Source organism: Nocardia farcinica (assembly GCF_001182745.1).
GTDB classification, from domain to species: Bacteria; Actinomycetota; Actinomycetes; order Mycobacteriales; family Mycobacteriaceae; genus Nocardia; species Nocardia farcinica.
In genome coordinates, this window is sequence record NZ_LN868938.1 from 363631 (window position 1) to 377557 (window position 13927).

Here is a 13927-nt window from a genome sequence, read left to right on the forward strand (position 1 = left end):
ATACCTGTGCAGACCCACGAGATTCGACGGCGTTTCCTGGACCATTTCGTCCGTGCCGGACACACCGAGGTACCCAGTGCCTCGCTGATCCTGGCCGACCCCAACCTGCTGTTCGTCAACGCGGGCATGGTCCAGTTCAAGCCGTACTTCCTGGGCCAGGAGGCGCCGCCGTATCCGCGCGCGACCAGCGTGCAGAAGTGCGTGCGCACCGGAGACATCGAGGAGGTCGGTGTCACCACCCGCCACAACACCTTCTTCCAGATGGCGGGCAATTTCTCCTTCGGCGACTACTTCAAGGAAGGCGCCATCACCCTCGCCTGGGAGCTGATCAGCAAGCCCCAGTCCGAAGGCGGTTTCGGCTTCGATCCCGAACGCATCTGGGTCACCGCCTACCAGGACGATCCCGAGGCCGCCGAGATCTGGCACCGCGTGGCCGGCATCCCGAAGGATCGGATCCAGTTCCGCGACGGCAAGGACAACTACTGGGACATGGGCGTGCCCGGCCCGGGTGGCCCGTGTTCGGAGATCTACTTCGACCGCGGCCCGGCCTACGGCAAGGACGGCGGCCCGGTCGCCGACGAGGACCGCTACCTGGAGATCTGGAACCTCGTCTTCATGCAGGACGTGCGCGGTGAGCTGAGCCCCAAGCAGGGCCATCCGCCGATCGGGTCGCTGCCGAAGAAGAACATCGACACCGGCATGGGCATCGAGCGTGTCGCCATGCTGCTGCAGGGCGTGGACAACGTCTACGAGACCGACCTGCTGCGCCCGATCATCGGCAAGGCCGAGGAGCTCACCGGTCGCCGGTACGGCGCCGAGCACGCCTCCGACGTGCGCTTCCGGGTGATCGCCGACCACGCCCGCACCGCGGCGATGCTGATCTCCGACGGCGTCAACCCGGGTAACGACGGGCGCGGCTACGTGTTGCGCCGCCTGCTGCGCCGTATCGTGCGCTCGGCGCGGCTGCTGGGCGCCGAGAAGCCGGTGATGGCGGAGTTCATGCAGGTCGTCAGCGACCTCATGTCGCCGTCCTACCCGGAGCTGGCCACCGATTTCGACCGGATCCGGACCGTGGCCGTCGGCGAGGAGACGGCGTTCCTCAAGACGCTGACCACCGGCTCGACGTTGTTCGACAACACCGCCGCGGCGGTGAAGGCCAAGGGCGGCACCAAGATCGCCGGCGCCGACGCGTTCACCCTGCACGACACCTACGGCTTCCCCATCGACCTCACCCTGGAGATGGCGGCCGAGGCCGGTCTCTCGGTCGACGAGGAGGGCTTCCGCTCGCTCATGGCCGAGCAGCGCCGGCGCGCCAAGGAGGACGCCGCCGCCCGCAAGCACGCCCATGCCGACCTGAGCATCTACAAGGAGCTCGTCGACCGCGGCGCCACCGAGTTCACCGGTTTCGACGAGCTCACCTCCGAAGCGCACGTGCTGGCCCTGATCGCCGACGGCGTGCGGGTGCCCACCGCCACGCAGGGCCAGGACGTCGAGGTCATCCTCGACCGGAGCCCGCTCTACGCCGAGTCCGGTGGGCAGATCGCCGACCGCGGCTCGATCACCGCGTCCGGGCTGAAGCTGCGCGTCAACGACGTGCAGAAGATCGCCAAGAAGCTGTGGGTGCACAAGACCACCGTCGAGCAGGGGCAGATCACCGAGGGCGATGTGGTGCTCGCCCAAGCCGACCCGGCCTGGCGGCGCGGCGCCACCCAGGGCCACTCCGGCACCCACATGGTGCACGCCGCGCTGCGGCAGGTGCTCGGCCCGAACGCGGTGCAGGCGGGTTCGCTCAACAAGCCCGGCTACCTGCGCTTCGACTTCAACTGGCAGGGCCAGCTCAGCGAGCAGCAGAAGGCCGACATCGAGGCGGTCTCCAACGACGCCGTCGGCGCGGACTTCCCGGTGAACACCTTCGTCACCGACCTGCCCAAGGCCAAGCAGATGGGCGCGCTGGCGCTGTTCGGCGAGAACTACGGCGACGAGGTGCGCGTCGTGGAGATCGGCGGCCCGTTCTCGATGGAGCTGTGCGGCGGCACGCACGTGCAGCACTCCTCGCAGATCGGCCCCATCACGCTGCTGGGCGAGTCGTCGGTCGGGTCCGGTGTGCGCCGCGTGGAGGCCTTCGTCGGGCTGGACTCCTACAAGTACCTGGCCAAGGAGCGCGCGCTGCTCGCCGGTGTCGCCTCGTCGCTGAAGGTGCCCTCGGAGGAGGTGCCCGCCCGCGTCGAGCAGTTGGTGGAGCGGCTCAAGGTGGCCGAGAAGGAGCTCGAACGCACCAAGATCGCCGCGGTGCTGTCGTCGGCGGGCAAGTTCGTCGAGGAGGCCGAGCGGGTCGGCCGGGTGCTGCTGGTCGCCGCCGCCGCGCCCGAAGGTGTCGCCGCGGGTGATCTGCGCACGCTGGCCACCGACATCCGCGGCCGGTTCGGCAGTGAACCCGCCGTGGTGGTGCTGCTGGGCAACGCCGACGGCAAGGTGCCGTTCGTGGTGGCGGTGAACAAGGCCGCTCAGGAGATCGGTGTCAAGGCCGGCGAGCTGGTCGGCAGCTTCGGCCCCAGCATCGCGGGCCGCGGTGGCGGCAAACCCGAGATGGCGCAGGGCGCCGGATCGGATCCGTCCGGTATTCCGGCGGGGCTGGCCGCCGTGCGCGCCCGGGTGGCCGAAATCGCCGGCTGATGGACGCGCAGGAGCGTTCCGAGCGCCCCGACCCCGCCACCGACCCGGGGCGGGGGCGACGCCTCGGCATCGATGTCGGAAGTGTCCGCATCGGGGTCGCCTCGAGCGACCCGGACGGCATCCTCGCCACCCCGGTGGAGACCGTGCCGCGCGCGAAGAAGGTTCCGCGCGGCACCGTCTCCCCCGACATCGCCAGAATTGCCGAAATTGTGCGGGAGTACGAGGCCGTCGAGGTCATTGTCGGCCTGCCCAGGACGTTACGCGGGGAGAAGGGCAGCGCCGCGACGGCGGCGATCGCGTTCGCCGAAAGATTGCGGCGCGAAATCCCCGACGTGGCGATACGCCTTTCCGACGAACGTTTGACTACGGTGTCTGCTGCACGTGCTTTGCGGGACAGTGGAGTTCGCGCGCGTGGCCAGCGGCAGGTGATCGATCAGGCGGCGGCCGTATCGATCCTGCAGGGATGGTTGGACGAACGGAGTGCGGTGATGAGGTCGGTCGGGGAAGCGGAGTCGGCGGCGTCGTCCGGAGATGATGCATGACGGACCGGTGGACACGAGCGGAGGAGCGGTACCGGCAACGGGAAGCCGACCGCAGGTACCGGCGTGACGACGCGGCGTGGGAGCGCAGCGCCCGCTCGGCGCCCGCGCACGACGAGTGGGACGACTACGACGACGACACCGCCGTCATCCCCCGCTACACCGACGACGAGCCCGCCTACGACGAGTTCCGCTCGGCCGCAGGCGAATCCGGCGCGGTCGAGCCGGCCTACGCGGACTACCCCGAGGACCCGGACCACGAGCAGCCCACCGCCCGGGGGCGCCGGTCCGCCGCGGCCGCCGGCCGGCCGGCCCGCACCGAGTCCGCCGCTCGCCCTCGGGGTTCCGGTAAGCCCCGGCCGTCCGGCCGCACAGCAGACGGGGGACGCACCCGGTCGGCGGCCGGGCGTGCTCGGGCCGAGGGCGCGGCGGGCCGCAGCCGCGGCAAGGGCGCGGCGGGCCGTCCGGAGCGATCGGGGCGCCCGCAGCCGAAGGGGAGGAAAGCCTCGCGCGCGGCCTCCCGCAAGGCCGCCGAGCGGGAACGCCGCAGGCACACCACCTGGGTGCTGGCCGCCGTCTTCGTCCTGTTGCTCGGCGGTGCGGGCACCTTCGCGGTGATGAAGCTGACCGACGACTTCGCCCCCGCCGAGGACTTCGCCGGTCCGCCCGGACCGCTGGTGGTGGTGCGGGTGCATCCCGGCGACACCGCGAGCCAGATCGCGAAATCCATGTACGACAAGGGCGTGGTGGCCAGCGCCGACGCGTTCTTCGAGGCGGCGGTGCGCAATTCCGGCATGAACGCGGTGCAGCCGGGCTACTACCAGATTCCCAGCCGCAGCCCGGCCGCCGATGCGGTCGCCGCGCTGCTCGGCAAGAATTCCCGCGTCGGCAACCTGGTGATCTCGGAGGGACGTCAACTGCACGACCAGCACGACGTGAACACCGGCGCCCGCAAGGAGGGTATCTACACCAAGATCGCCGACGCCAGCTGTGTGGGCACCGGCGCCGAACGCAAGTGCGTGACCTACGAGGAACTCGACGCCGCGGGGGCCAGTGCCGATCTGGCCGGGCTGGGCGTGCCGTCCTGGGCCGAGGCGGCCGTGCGTGCGGCACCCGACCGCCGCAGGCAGATCGAGGGCCTGATCGCGGCGGGCACCTGGGACTTCGATCCCAGCGGCAGCCCGCAGCAGATCCTGCGCGAACTGATCACCGCCAGCGCGGCCGGCTACGAATCCACCGGGCTGTTGCAGTCGGGGGCGAACACCCAGCTCAGCCCGTACGAGACGTTGATCGCGGCGTCCCTGGTGGAGCGCGAGGCCCTGCCGCAGGACATGCCCAAGGTCGCCCGGGTGATCATCAACCGGTTGAAGATCGATCAGCCGTTGCAGTTCGACTCCACGGTGAACTATTCGCTGGACCGCACCGAGGTCGCCACCACCGACAGCGACCGCGCCACGGTCACCCCCTGGAACACCTACGCGATGGCGGGGCTGCCCGCGAACCCGATCGCGGCGCCGTCGCTGAACGCCTTGCGCGCGGTCGAGAATCCCGAACCGGGCAACTGGCTGTACTTCGTCACGATCGACCAGAAGGGCACGACCCTGTTCACCGAGAGCTACGCCGAGCACCTGCGCAATATCGACAAGGCGATGGAAAGCGGGATCCTCGACAGTGGGCGCTGACGCGACGACTCCCCGGCGGGCGGCGGTGCTCGGCAAGCCCATCGGGCATTCCCGCTCACCGCAGCTGCACCTGGCCGCCTACCGCGCGCTGGGCCTGGACTGGACCTACGACCGCATCGAATGCGATGCCGCGCAGCTGCCCGGCCTGGTCGACGGGCTCGGCCCGGAATGGGTCGGCCTCTCGGTCACCATGCCCGGCAAGGAAGCCGCGCTCGGCTACGCCGACGTGCGCACCGAACGGGCGGTGCTGGTCGGCTCCGCCAACACGCTGGTGCGTACCGAGACCGGCTGGCGGGCGGACTGCACCGACGTGGACGGCGTACTCGGCGCGCTGCGCGGCGGGGGAGTGACCGGCGTCGGCTCCGGCGTGGTGCTGGGCGCGGGCGGCACCGCGCGGCCCGCCCTGCTGGCGCTGCGGGAGCTGGGTGCGCGGTCGGTGACGATCGTGGCCAGGGACGAGGGCAGGGCGCGCCCGGCCCGTGAGCTCGCCGAGAAGCTCGGTCTGACCGTGACGGTCGCCGGTTTCGACCCGGACGGTGTGCGGGCCGCGTGCGCGCAGGCCCAGGCGGTGGTCAGCACGATCCCGGCGGAAGCGGCGGCCACGATCGCGGCGGCCGTCGCCACCGCGCCGGTGGTGCTCGACGCCATTTACAACCCGTGGCCGACGCCGTTGGCCACCGCGGTGGAGGCGGCCGGGCACACCGTCGTGAGCGGTCTGCAGATGCTGCTCGAACAAGCCTATGGGCAGGTCGAGCAGTTCACCGGGCGTCCGGCGCCGCGCGCGGCGATGGCCGCGGCGCTGACCTCGTGACGCCGCGGAATTTCTGACACGGGTTCTAGTTCTGTTCGGAACGTGCTGCGGTTAAGGTGGTCCCCATGAATGCTTGGGTCGTGCGCGGGGTGCTGCTCGGTGCGCTGGTCGTGGCGCTGCGGGTGCTGCTGGGGATCGCGATGGTGAACGCGCCGACACAGGGGGTCTGGTGGCGGATGCTGTGCCTGGTCGTGCTGCTGGCCGCGATCGTCGGCTGGGGTGTGCTCGACGGGCGTCGCGACCGGGTGGCCCATCCCGATCCCGAGCGCGGCTCGGACCTGACCATCCGCTGGTTGCAGGCCGCCGTGCTGGGCGGGCTCGGCAGCAGCCTGGCCTGCTGGCTGCTGGACTTCCTGCCGGGCTTCGACCTCGGCGACAACGGCCTGCTGTTCGAACTGACCGCCTCCTCGGCGTTCATCGTGCTGCTGATCTTCGTCCCCGCCCTGGCCGGTGTCGCTATCGGCCGGTTCCTGGCCGGGCGCAAGGCCGACAAGGCCACCGCGCGCCGCGGGCAGCACGCGGCCGTCGGCGCCTGAATCCCGGCGGGGAGTGGGTCAGTTCCCGCGCAGGGCCGCGACCGCGCGGCTGAGGTCCTCGCCGTCGAGTCGGCTCGCGGTGGGCGCCGTGAGCCGGAGTACCGCGGCGCCCTGGAACAGCGTGAACAGGAGTTTGGCGAGCGCGCGGGCCTGGTCGGGGGAGAGCGCGGTGTGGGTGTCGGTGAGCGCACGGGCGAGGTCGTCGTAGGCGTGTTCGGTCGCCGCGGCCAGATACTGCCCGTCGTCGTCGGAGCGGGCGATCCGCACCAGGTTCTCCATGCTCAGCAGCATGCTTTCGTGGTGGTCGTCGAGGATGGCGCATAGGCCGTCCCAGGTGGGGCCGATGGTCTCCGCGAACGGCCGGTCGTTGTCCGCGGCGCGGATGACCTCCTCCATACGGTCGCCGACATCCTCGCCCATGCCTTCGGTCAGCGCCTCGGTGATGAGGCGGTCCTTGGATCCGAAGTGATAGCCGATGGCGGCCAGGCTCACCCCGGCGGCCGCGGCGATATCGCGGGCCGTCACCTTCGCCAGACCGCGTTCGAGGATCGCTTTCCGCGCTCCGTCCAGCAGGTCTTCACGGTTTCCCATGACCGCAGGTTAGCAGCGTCTCAGACATTTGTACTAGACGAATGTGTCACCCTCTGTTAGACATTTGTCTTACACAAACGTTCAAGCAGGGAAGTGATCGTGATGAGCAAGTTGCACGTGCTGGTCAGCGGCGGTGGCATCGCCGGGAACGCGGTGGCGCTGGCATTGATTCGCTCCGGAATCCGGACCACCGTCGTGGAGCGGGCCGCCGCGCCGCGGCCGGGCGGGCAGGCGGTGGACCTGCGCGGACCCAGCCGCGAGGTGGCCGAGCGGATGGGATTGATGCCGGGCATCACCCGCCACCGCATCGATGAGCGGGGGATGTCCTACGTGGATGGACGCGGGCGCGCCTGGGTGCGGATGCCCGTGGCGATGTTCGAGGGCAAGGGGCCGATCGCCGACATCGAGATCACCCGCGGCGATCTCAGCCGGGTACTGCTCGACGCGCTGGCCGCGGCTCCCGGCCGACTCGACTACCGCTACGGCGAGTCGATCGACACACTGCGTCCCGACGACGCCGGGGTGACGGTCGGCTTCACCTCCGGCGCCACCGGGCGCTTCGACCTGGTCATCGGCGCCGACGGCGTGCACTCGGCCACCAGGCGCCTGGCGTTCGGCCCGGAGGAGAACTACAAGACCTACCTCGGTGGCTACACCTCGTACTTCACCCTGCCCACACCCGCCGGCGTCGAACCCGGCTGGCTGGCGATGCACACGGTGCCGGGGGCGGCGCTGGGCATTCGCCCCGATGCCGAGCCGGGCACCGCGAAAGCCGTGATCATGCTGCGCACGGCGGCCGATCCGGCATTGCGCGGCGACGTGACCGCCCAGCAGCAGCTCATCCGCCGCATGTTGCACGGCGCGGGCTGGCTGACACCGACCGTGCTCGACGCGATGGACACGGCGTCCGACTTCTACTTCGACGAGCTGGCCCGCATCGATATGCCGAGCCTGTCCACCGGACGGGTCGTGCTGCTCGGCGACGCGCTACTGCGGCTCACCGCTGTCGGGCATGGGAACCGCGATGGCACTGGTCGGTGCCTACCTGCTCGCCGGGGAACTCGCGGCCGATCCGGACGATCCGATGGGCGGGCTCGCGCGCTACGAGGCGCGGGTCACGCCGTTCCTGGACAAGGCCAAGGAACTGCCGGGTGGTGGGCTGGCGATGATGGTGCCCACCACCCGTGCCGGCGTGGCGCTCACCCGCCTGGCGACCCGGGCGATGGTCGCGCGGCCCTTCCGCCCGCTGCTGCTCGCCATGATGAGCGGCACCGACGACTACGAACTGCCCTCGTACGCCACCGATTCCGCGGACCGGCGGTGAGCGCCGCTCAGAGCAGGATCGCGCCGCCGCTGGGGCTCTCCTCGCGGGCGATGGCCGAGTAGGCGGCCGCCAGCAGGGACGGATCGGGGCCCTCCAGCCGCCCCGGCTTGGCGAGCCCGTCGAGCACGACGAACCGCAGCACGCCCGAGCGGGTCTTCTTGTCGGTCTGCATCGCATCGAGCAGCTGCGGCAGCGCGTCGGCGTCATAGGTGGTGGGCAGGCCCACGGCCTCGAGGATGGTGCGGTGCCGGTCGGCGGTCGCGTCGTCGAGACGCCCGGCCAGGCGACCCAGTTCGGCGGCGAAGACCAGACCCACGGCCACCGCCGCGCCGTGGCGCCACCGGTACCGCTCGCGACGTTCGATGGCGTGGCCGAGAGTGTGGCCGTAGTTGAGGATCTCGCGCAGGCTCGATTCCTTCAGATCGGCGGCCACCACATCGGCCTTGACCTGGATCGCCCGCCGGATCAGCTCCGGCAGCACCGGACCGGCCGGGTCGAGGGCGGCCTGCGGGTCGCGTTCCACCAGCTCGAGGATCACCGGATCGGCGATGAAGCCCGCCTTGATGATCTCGGCCATGCCCGCGACGATCTCGTTGCGCGGCACCGTCTCCAGGGTCGCCAGGTCCACCAGCACGGCCGTCGGTTCGTGGAAGCAGCCGACCAGGTTCTTGCCCGCCTCGGTGTTGATGCCGGTCTTGCCGCCGACGGCGGCGTCGACCATCGCCAGCAGCGTGGTCGGCACGTGCACGATCCGCACCCCGCGCATCCAGGTGGCGGCCACGAAACCGGCCAGATCGGTGGCGGCGCCGCCACCGAGGCTGACCACCACATCGTTGCGGGTCAGCCCGATCCGGCCCAGCACCTCCCAGCAGAAACCGGCGACGGCCAGATCCTTGCCCGCTTCGGCGTCCGGGATCTCCACCCGGTGCGCGTCGATACCCGTGTCCGCCAGGGCCTTTCGCACCACTTCGGCGGTTTCGGCCAGCGGCGGTTGGTAGAAGATCGCGACGGTGCGCACGCCGGAGGTGGCGCCGGTGACCGACTCGACGAGTTCGCCGAGCAGCCCGCGGCCGATGATCACCGGGTACGGGTCGGCGGTGCGGACCTGGATACGACTCGGCTCTGTCACGACTGCTGCTCCGATTCTGTTCGTGCCTGCTTGGGTGCGCGCCCGCGAGCGCGCCGGGCGCGAGCGCGCCGGCTGCGCCCGCCGGTGGAGGTCGATCCGCCCGCACCGGAACGGGGAGCGGAAGAGGTTGCGGTACTGGGCTTCTCGTCGGTGCTCGACGGGGACCGTGGCGCGGAGAGCTCGCGCGGATCCGCCCCGTCGTGCTGCGGGATATGGGCGTCCGGACCGTCGGGACCGGGGCCGGTCGCCGCGTCGTTCGCGGGCCGGTCCGCAGGCGCGCGTGTGCTGCGGGGAGCGGCATGACGGGTGCGGTCACCGGACCGGCGTGCGCGCGGCCGGTCGGGGGAGCGGTCGGGCCGGCCGGGTGTGGACGCGGCGGTGTCGGTCGTCTCGTCGACGGGCGGGGCGTCGGAGGTCGTCGCGCGGTCTCTGCGGTCGGTCGACGTCGGATCGGTGCTGCGGCCGCGGCGCCGTCGTGGTCGTCGGCGGACGGGGGCGCGTCCCGGCGTGCTCGCGTGGTGCCGGGCATCGCGGGTCGAATCCTGGTCGGCGCCGGGAGCTTCCGTGGGCATCGCCGTTGCGGAAGCCGTGGGGTCCGGTGAGCTGCCCGGCGTCGGGGCGGCCGGTCGACCCGCGGTGGGGGACTCGGCTGCCGGTGCTGCCGCGTCCCGCGCGGCCGAGCGGGTCGTCGGCGGGGCCGGGTCCGGCGCGGTCGTGGCCGCGGGGGTGAGGCTGCCCGAACCGTCGACGACCTGCCCGGCCGCCGCCGATGACGGCGCGTCGGGGTCCGGCGTGCCGCCCTCGGCGGCGGCGCGTCGGCGGGCTGCCGCCCGGGCACGGGCGCGTCGGCGGGCGCGAGAACGACTGCCCGCTCGCGAGTTCGGCGTGGCCGGCGAGGCGGTGTTCTCGGCCGGTTCGGGCTCCGTCGCCGGGACCACCGGGTCGATGCCGAGCTTCGTCAGGATCATCCGGACCACCCGGCTGGGGCTGCGGCCGTCGGTGCGCACGCGCACCGTGGCGACCTCCCGGTAGAGCGGGCGGCGGGTGCGCATCAGCTCGCGGTACTTCGCGCCGGGGTCGTCGCCGTTGAGCAGCGGGCGCTGATTGCTCGCACCGGTGCGGCGCAGCCCCTCGGCCACGCTGATCTCCAGATACACCACGGTGCGGTTGCGCAAGAGCGCCCTGGTGTTCGCCGACAACACCGCGCCCCCGCCGAGGGAGACCACGCCGCGTTCGGCGAGGATCGCCCGGCGCACCACGCGCTCCTCGATCCGGCGGAACTCGGGCTCGCCGTCGGCGGCGAAGATCTCCGGGATGGTGCGACCGGTCTCGCGTTCGATCCCGGCGTCGGTGTCGTAGAGGTCGACGCCCAGTTCTTTCGCGAGCTTGCGGCCGATCGTGGATTTGCCCGCCCCCGGCGGTCCGACCAGCACCACACGCGGCGCGCGCGGGTCGGTCTGGACGATCATTGCGGCCGACTGTCCGCCGGGACGTGCGGGCGGGTGCTGATCCGCTTGACGTAGCTGGTGATGTTGTCGACGGTCTCGGTGAGCGAGTCGCCGCCGAACTTCTCCAGCGCGGCCTGGGCGACGACCAGCGCCACCATCGCCTCGGCCACCACACCGGCGGCGGGCACCGCGCACACGTCCGAGCGCTGGTGGATGGCCACCGCCTCCTCGCCGGTGGTCATGTCGACGGTCGCCAGCGCGCGCGGCACCGTGGAGATCGGCTTCATCGCCGCGCGCACCCGCAGCGGCTCGCCGTTGGTCATGCCGCCCTCGAGGCCGCCCGCCCGGTTGGTGGACCGCAGTACACCGTCCGGGCCGGGACGCATCTCGTCGTGCGCCTGGCTGCCGCGGCGGCGCGCGGTCTCGAAACCGTCGCCGACCTCGACGCCCTTGATCGCCTGGATGCCCATCAGCGCGGCCGCCAGGCGCGAGTCGAGACGGTTTTCCCCGCTGGTGAAGGAGCCGAGCCCGACCGGAAGGCCCTCCACGATCACCTCGACGACACCGCCGAGGGTGTCGCCGTCCTTTTTCGCGGCCTCGATCTCGGCGATCATCGCGGCCTCGGCCGCGGCGTCGAACGCGCGCACCGGACTCTCGTCGACGGTGGCGAGATCCGCCGCGGTGGGGACGACACCGGTGGTGTTGGCGGCCGTGCCGATGGCGACGACGTGCGAGACGACCTCGACACCGAGTGCCTGGCGCAGGAAGTTGCGCGCGACCGTGCCCGCCGCCACGCGGGCCGCGGTCTCGCGGGCACTGGCCCGTTCGAGCACGTTGCGCGCATCGTCGAAGTTGTACTTGAGCATGCCCGAGTAGTCGGCGTGCCCGGGGCGCGGCCGGGTGAGCGGCGCGTTGCGGGCCAGGTCGGCGAGTTCGGCCGGGTCGACCGGATCGGCGGACATGACGGTGGTCCACTTCGGCCATTCGGAGTTGGCCACCTCGATGGCGACCGGACCGCCCATGGTGCGGCCGTGCCGCACGCCGCCGACCATGGTGACCTTGTCGGCCTCGAACTTCATACGGGCGCCGCGCCCGTAACCGAGCCTGCGGCGCGCGAGCTGTGCGGAGATGTCCTCGGAGGTCACCTCGACGCCCGCGACCATCCCCTCCAGGATGGCGACGAGAGCAGGACCATGGGATTCTCCGGCAGTTATCCAGCGCAGCACGGCTTCCATCCTTTCATGTCGGCGCCGGTGTTCCGGCATCCGGTCCGCCGTGACGACGGGCACGTCGTGGGGGTGAACGAGGGGGACGTCTTGTCCATCGCGGTGCGCACCCGGGCCGTTGCCGCGCGATCACCCGGCGACGGGCAGGAGCGCGAGGAGCGTCGCCGCGCACATGGCGGGCCCGTGCGGCAACCGCCGGTCGGCGGGGGAGCCCCGGGCCGCGGGCCCGCGCGCGCCGAGCACCACCAGCCCGACCGCCGCGGTGAGCAGCGGCCCACCCAACGCCGCGGCCACCCACGCCGTCGACCCGCCCAATCCCGCCGCCGCGCCCAGCCCCACCGCGAGCTTCGCATCACCCGCGCCGCAGGCGGTCGGCGCGAGCAGGTGGACGAGCAGGTAGGGCAGTGCCAGCAGGAGCGCACCGCCGAGCGCGACACCGAGCCGCCCGGAGCCGGCGGCGTAGCCGAGTACCGCCGCGGCCCGATCCCGGTCAGCACGTTGGGCAATCGGCGGGTGCGCAGATCGATGACGGTGAGTGCCGCGCACCAGGCGGCCAGCAGGACGAACGCGAACGAGGTCATGACGACCAGCGTCGATGACCGACGGGCGTTGCGGGGCCGCGCATTCCGGAACTGTGGATGACCGAACGGATTGTGAACAGACGCCGAGCATGATTGCCGTCGGCGGGGCGCACGGGCCAGGCCAGGATCGCACCTCCCGCCGAGGTCGGCAGCCGGTCGCGGCGTCGTCCGTACCGGCGCACCGCCGCCCGTGTTGCCGTTCGCGCGTCGTGGGCCGGGCGGTAGCTTGGAGCCATGTCTGCTGATCCCGCGGGCCTGGTGCCCGACTACGCCGCGCGCCGAGGCGCGTTGCGCAGTCTGCTGGTGGAGAACGAGGTCGACGCCCTGCTGGTCACCGATCTGGTGAACATCAGGTACCTCACCGGCTTCACCGGCTCCAACGCCGCCCTGCTCGTGCACTCGTGGGACATGCGCAACGCCGAGGACCGCACGGTGCTCGGCACCGACGGCCGCTATCGCGACCAGGTCGCCGCCCAGGTGCCGGACCTGCGCGCCGAGATCGCGCGGGCCACCGCTCGGCGCATCGTCGAGCTGGCCGGGGAATGGCAGCTGGGCCGGATCGGCTTCGAGAGCCACGTCCTCACCGTCGATCAGCACCGCGGCTTCGTCGAGCAGCGCACCGGACTGGAGTTCGTCGCCACCCCCGGGCTGGTCGAACAGCTGCGCATGGTCAAGGACGCCTACGAGGTCGAACAGCTGCGCCGCGCCTGCGCGGCGGGCGACGCCGGGCTGGCTACCCTGCTCGCCCGCGGTGGCCTGCGCCCGGGCCGCACCGAACGCCAGGTCGCCCGCGACCTCGAATGGGCCATGTTCGAGCACGGCGCCGAGGCGGTCTCGTTCGAGACCATCGTCGCCACCGGCGTCAACTCCGCGATCCCGCATCACCGGCCCACCGACGCGGTGCTCGCCCCCGGCGATTTCGTGAAGATCGATTTCGGAGCCGTCGTGGACGGCTACCACTCCGACATGACCCGCACCTTCGTGCTCGGCCACGCCGCCGACTGGCAGCGCGAGGTGTACGAGCTGGTCGCCGAGGCGCAGCGGGCCGGGAGCAAGGCGCTGCGGCCCGGCGTCGCCGCGGGCGAGGTGGACGCCGCGTCCCGCTCGGTGATCGAGGCGGCGGGCCACGGCAAGCTGTTCGTGCACGGCCTCGGACACGGGGTCGGACTGCGCATCCACGAAGCGCCCGGAATCGCCAAGAACGCGCCCGGTACACTTCTCTCCGGCGTGGCGGTGACCGTCGAACCAGGTGTGTACTTTCCCGGCCGCGGCGGGGTCCGGATCGAGGACACGCTCGTGGTGCGTGAAGGGGGCCCGGAGCTGCTCACCCACACCAGCAAAGACCTGACCGTCGTCGATTGACGCCGGTAGCCGAGAACAGGAGATC

Annotated in this window: 11 protein-coding genes and 1 pseudogene; 7 read left to right on the plus strand and 5 right to left on the minus strand. The window is 71.7% G+C overall.

Features of this window, described 5'->3' with window-relative positions:
* The first annotated feature begins 6 nt into the window (after window positions 1-6).
* The 5 genes from alaS (at window position 7) to AMO33_RS01970 (ending at window position 6241) form a co-directional block, all read left to right on the plus strand.
* Window positions 7-2673: an alanine--tRNA ligase gene (gene alaS, locus AMO33_RS01950; protein ID WP_060590112.1), complete on the plus strand. Its 2667-nt coding sequence runs from the start codon at window positions 7-9 to the stop codon at window positions 2671-2673.
* The gene (gene ruvX, locus AMO33_RS01955; protein WP_060590114.1) at window positions 2673-3215 is read left to right on the plus strand and encodes a Holliday junction resolvase RuvX; all 543 of its coding nucleotides are present in this window, start codon (window positions 2673-2675) and stop codon (window positions 3213-3215) included. The genes alaS and ruvX overlap by 1 nt, the downstream gene beginning before the upstream one ends.
* A complete protein-coding gene (mltG, locus tag AMO33_RS01960; protein ID WP_060590116.1) occupies window positions 3212-4894 on the plus strand; it encodes an endolytic transglycosylase MltG in 1683 nt (560 codons plus the stop codon). The genes ruvX and mltG overlap by 4 nt, the downstream gene beginning before the upstream one ends.
* A complete protein-coding gene (locus tag AMO33_RS01965; protein WP_060590118.1) occupies window positions 4884-5705 on the plus strand; it encodes a shikimate dehydrogenase in 822 nt (273 codons plus the stop codon). The genes mltG and AMO33_RS01965 overlap by 11 nt, the downstream gene beginning before the upstream one ends.
* 65 nt (window positions 5706-5770) lie before the next feature.
* Window positions 5771-6241 carry a B-4DMT family transporter gene (locus AMO33_RS01970; RefSeq protein ID WP_228799820.1) on the plus strand — a complete coding sequence of 157 codons (471 nt, stop codon included), beginning with the start codon at window positions 5771-5773 and terminating at the stop codon, window positions 6239-6241.
* Window positions 6242-6259: 18 nt separating this feature from the next.
* On the opposite strand, the gene AMO33_RS01975 is transcribed toward AMO33_RS01970, so the two are convergent.
* Window positions 6260-6832, minus strand: a complete 573-nt coding sequence (locus AMO33_RS01975; RefSeq protein WP_060590121.1) for a TetR/AcrR family transcriptional regulator — start codon at window positions 6830-6832, stop codon at window positions 6260-6262.
* Between the two features lie 102 nt (window positions 6833-6934).
* Here AMO33_RS01975 and AMO33_RS01980 point away from each other — a divergent pair, with 102 nt between their 5' ends.
* The gene (locus tag AMO33_RS01980; protein ID WP_240327383.1) at window positions 6935-8218 is read left to right on the plus strand and encodes an FAD-dependent monooxygenase; all 1284 of its coding nucleotides are present in this window, start codon (window positions 6935-6937) and stop codon (window positions 8216-8218) included.
* Here AMO33_RS01980 and aroB read toward each other — a convergent pair.
* The 4 genes and pseudogenes from aroB to AMO33_RS02000 all read right to left on the minus strand — a co-directional run bounded on the left by aroB (window position 8164) and on the right by AMO33_RS02000 (window position 12505).
* Window positions 8164-9285: a 3-dehydroquinate synthase gene (gene aroB / locus AMO33_RS01985; RefSeq protein ID WP_011210170.1), complete on the minus strand. Its 1122-nt coding sequence runs from the start codon at window positions 9283-9285 to the stop codon at window positions 8164-8166. The genes AMO33_RS01980 and aroB overlap by 55 nt on opposite strands.
* A 950-nt stretch (window positions 9286-10235) precedes the next feature.
* Window positions 10236-10754 (minus strand): annotated as a pseudogene (locus AMO33_RS01990) (shikimate kinase); the annotation flags it as partial.
* On the minus strand, window positions 10751-11968 hold the full coding sequence (aroC, locus tag AMO33_RS01995; RefSeq protein WP_011210168.1) for a chorismate synthase: 1218 nt from the start codon (window positions 11966-11968) through the stop codon (window positions 10751-10753). The pseudogene AMO33_RS01990 and the gene aroC, both read right to left, overlap by 4 nt.
* Before the next feature lie 120 nt (window positions 11969-12088).
* On the minus strand, window positions 12089-12505 hold the full coding sequence (locus AMO33_RS02000; protein ID WP_261307336.1) for a prepilin peptidase: 417 nt from the start codon (window positions 12503-12505) through the stop codon (window positions 12089-12091).
* Window positions 12506-12774: 269 nt separating this feature from the next.
* On the opposite strand from AMO33_RS02000, the gene AMO33_RS02005 reads away from it, so the two are divergent.
* Window positions 12775-13902, plus strand: coding sequence for a M24 family metallopeptidase (locus AMO33_RS02005; protein ID WP_060590123.1), 1128 nt, complete (start codon window positions 12775-12777; stop codon window positions 13900-13902).
* Window positions 13903-13927 lie beyond the last annotated feature (25 nt).

Coding starts and splice junctions, on each gene's coding strand:
- mltG (WP_060590116.1), top strand. CDS start 3,212: ATGACGGACCGGTGGACACGAGCGGAGGAGCGGTACCGGCAACGGGAA.
- AMO33_RS01980 (WP_240327383.1), top strand. CDS start 6,935: ATGAGCAAGTTGCACGTGCTGGTCAGCGGCGGTGGCATCGCCGGGAAC.
- AMO33_RS01970 (WP_228799820.1), top strand. CDS start 5,771: ATGAATGCTTGGGTCGTGCGCGGGGTGCTGCTCGGTGCGCTGGTCGTG.
- AMO33_RS02005 (WP_060590123.1), top strand. CDS start 12,775: ATGTCTGCTGATCCCGCGGGCCTGGTGCCCGACTACGCCGCGCGCCGA.
- aroC (WP_011210168.1), bottom strand. CDS start 11,968: ATGGAAGCCGTGCTGCGCTGGATAACTGCCGGAGAATCCCATGGTCCT.
- AMO33_RS01975 (WP_060590121.1), bottom strand. CDS start 6,832: ATGGGAAACCGTGAAGACCTGCTGGACGGAGCGCGGAAAGCGATCCTC.
- ruvX (WP_060590114.1), top strand. CDS start 2,673: ATGGACGCGCAGGAGCGTTCCGAGCGCCCCGACCCCGCCACCGACCCG.